This window comes from Microbacterium umsixpiens (assembly GCF_053543675.1).
The window spans coordinates 3955-6432 of sequence record NZ_JBLVOH010000065.1 but is presented as its reverse complement, the minus strand read 5'-3'; the positions used below and the strand labels follow the sequence as shown (position 1 = coordinate 6432).

The 2478-nt window shown below is 68.2% G+C and carries 4 protein-coding genes; all 4 read left to right on the top strand.

The window, feature by feature from the left end:
- Nucleotides 1-227 precede the first annotated feature (227 nt).
- The 4 genes from ACNPM4_RS06430 to rpsG all read left to right on the top strand — a co-directional run bounded on the left by ACNPM4_RS06430 (nucleotide 228) and on the right by rpsG (nucleotide 2462).
- Complete coding sequence (locus ACNPM4_RS06430) at nucleotides 228-665, top strand: hypothetical protein (protein WP_258134113.1); 438 nt, start codon at nucleotides 228-230, stop codon at nucleotides 663-665.
- A gap of 66 nt (nucleotides 666-731) precedes the next feature.
- Entirely contained in the window at nucleotides 732-1379 is a 648-nt protein-coding gene (locus tag ACNPM4_RS06425; protein ID WP_029260917.1) for a hypothetical protein, read from the top strand.
- A gap of 238 nt (nucleotides 1380-1617) precedes the next feature.
- Entirely contained in the window at nucleotides 1618-1986 is a 369-nt protein-coding gene (rpsL, locus tag ACNPM4_RS06420) for a 30S ribosomal protein S12 (RefSeq protein WP_017201609.1), read from the top strand.
- 5 nt (nucleotides 1987-1991) lie between these two features.
- On the top strand, nucleotides 1992-2462 hold the full coding sequence (gene rpsG, locus ACNPM4_RS06415; protein WP_017201608.1) for a 30S ribosomal protein S7: 471 nt from the start codon (nucleotides 1992-1994) through the stop codon (nucleotides 2460-2462).
- Nucleotides 2463-2478: the final 16 nt, after the last annotated feature.

Below are 2478 nucleotides of genomic sequence, written 5' to 3'. Positions count from 1 at the left end.
CGCCCCCCGCTCGCCATCGCCGCATTCGTGTTCGCGCGCGAACTGACCATCTGGTTCGGCGCATGGGTGTCGCGCAGCGGCGCTCGCAAGACCGAACTGAACGCCGAGGCGCAGCGCGAGTACGAGCGCACCCTCGAAGCCGGTCCGACGCTGTCGAGGTAATCACGAACTCCACCACGCCGAACCCCCGCGGGCCCGAGTCCGCGGGGGTTTCGGCTGTCCTGGCCGTGGTGCTCGCGACGATCGGCTTCTTCGCGCTCGCGGTGTTCGGCCTGGGGGCCCTGAGTGTGGCCACCGATACCGACATCATCGCGGTGCGAGGGTTGGGGCAGGCGCCGGGCGCCGTCGGGATGCTGGCGGCGGTCGCGGTCTTCGCGCTCATGCTGTGGTCGACGCTCCGTCGTGGCCATCCCTCCTTCGTGGCGACGATCGCGATCGCTCTCCTCGCAGCTCTGGCTCATCTCGCGGCGGTGTGGATCACGGTCGTCCTCGGCTCGTCCGACTTCGTGATCGCGACTGCGGTGGCGGGGGATCTGGTCCGCGGTGGTGCGAGTGCGGTGCTGGTGGTCGCGGGGCTGATAGCCGGCTGGGGTGGCATCGCCCTCCGTCGCACTCGTGCCGCGCATCCGCGCTGGCCCTGGGAGCGCGAAGAAGACGAGGAGTGACGCGGCCGCCCCGCCGCGATGCGCGAAATCGCGGTCACGACGGGCGGCGCGCCGTACGCTGGTGGGGTGGAGCGCTCATTGGAGACGCAGGTGGACCAGGCCGTCGAGGCCTGGTTGCGCTGGGTGCCGCGCTGGGAGCCGGCGACCCACCGCGGTCGCGTCGCGCCATGCCGCCGCTGTCTGGGATCGCCGATCCTCTCGGCGGCGGGAATCGGTGCGAACACCCCGCACGGTGTGCAGCACGGACTCTCGACGCGCATCAAGACCATCGTCGACCACGCCGTCGCGGACTACACGGCACGGAATCTCCCCATGCTGCAGCGCGAGCTCGATCAGCAGGCCGCCCGGAACCGCGCCCGCAGCTACCGCCCTGCCGAAGACCTCGATCCGGAATTCGACGGCCTCCCGCTCGACCCCGAGCCGGTTCCCGGCGCGCCGTTCCTCTTCACCATCGCCGGGCTCGCCGATGACTCCGCCGCGGAGCTGCCGGCGTTGCCGCCTCTGACCGAGGAAGCCAAGATCGCCCTCCGGCAGGAGGTCGCGCTCGCCGACGAGTACGCCAATATGGTCGGGCGGGAGATCTGCGGCATCCTGCTTCGCCACCGGATCTACATCCAGGCGGCCATCTCGCAGCACGTGGAGCCGCAGATCGAGGCACTGCTCGCCGAGCTGACGGAGTCGTTGGATTCGCCGTTCGACCCCGACCTGCCGTGATGCTCCGAGCGCCGCTCCGCCGTCACACCGGACTTGCGTTCATTTGACCACCACGTTACGCGGCATTACACTTGACCAGGTGTGTGCACGTCTTGACGTGCGCACTGGGCGTCGGCACCATGCCGGTCCGCCCCCACGGCATACCCACCACACCAAAAGCGCGTCGAATCCGGCGTGCCGGTGGGTCATGATGTGAAACCCATCACGCTGTCACCGTGCAGCACTATGAGGAGAGAACGTGCCAACCATTCAGCAGTTGGTTCGCAAGGGTCGCTCGCCCAAGGTCACCAAGACCAAGGCGCCGGCGCTCAAGTCGAACCCGCAGCAGGCCGGGGTCTGCACCCGCGTCTACACCACCACCCCCAAGAAGCCGAACTCGGCGATGCGCAAGGTCGCTCGTGTGAAGCTCCGCAACGGCACCGAGGTCACCGCGTACATCCCCGGTGAGGGTCACAACCTCCAGGAGCACTCGCTGGTGCTCGTTCGTGGCGGTCGTGTCAAGGACCTCCCCGGTGTGCGTTACAAGATCGTCCGTGGCGCCCTGGACACCCAGGCAGTCAAGAACCGTAAGCAGGCTCGTTCCCGCTACGGCGCGAAGAAGGGTTGAGTTAGATGCCTCGTAAGGGACCAGCCCCCAAGCGCCCCGTCGTCAACGACCCGGTATACGGCGCACCGATCGTCACCTCGCTGGTGAACAAGATCCTCGTCGACGGCAAGAAGTCGCTGGCCGAGTCGATCGTCTACGGCGCCCTCCGCGGCGTCGAGGCGAAGAACGGTCAGGACGCCGTCGCCACGCTCAAGAAGGCGCTCGACAACGTGCGCCCGACCCTCGAGGTCCGCAGCCGCCGCGTCGGTGGCTCGACCTACCAGGTGCCGGTCGAGGTCAAGCCTCACCGCGCCAACACGCTCGCTCTGCGCTGGCTCGTGAGCTACGCGAAGGGCCGTCGTGAGAAGACGATGACCGAGCGTCTGCAGAACGAGATCCTCGACGCGTCGAACGGCCTGGGTGCCGCGGTCAAGCGCCGCGAGGACACGCACAAGATGGCCGAGTCGAACCGCGCGTTCGCTCACTACCGCTGGTAACCAGCTTCGCCCCCCC

What these genes read in the sequence shown, in the direction of transcription:
- rpsG (WP_017201608.1), top strand. Translation starts at nt 1,992, where the DNA reads ATGCCTCGTAAGGGACCAGCCCCCAAGCGCCCCGTCGTCAACGACCCG.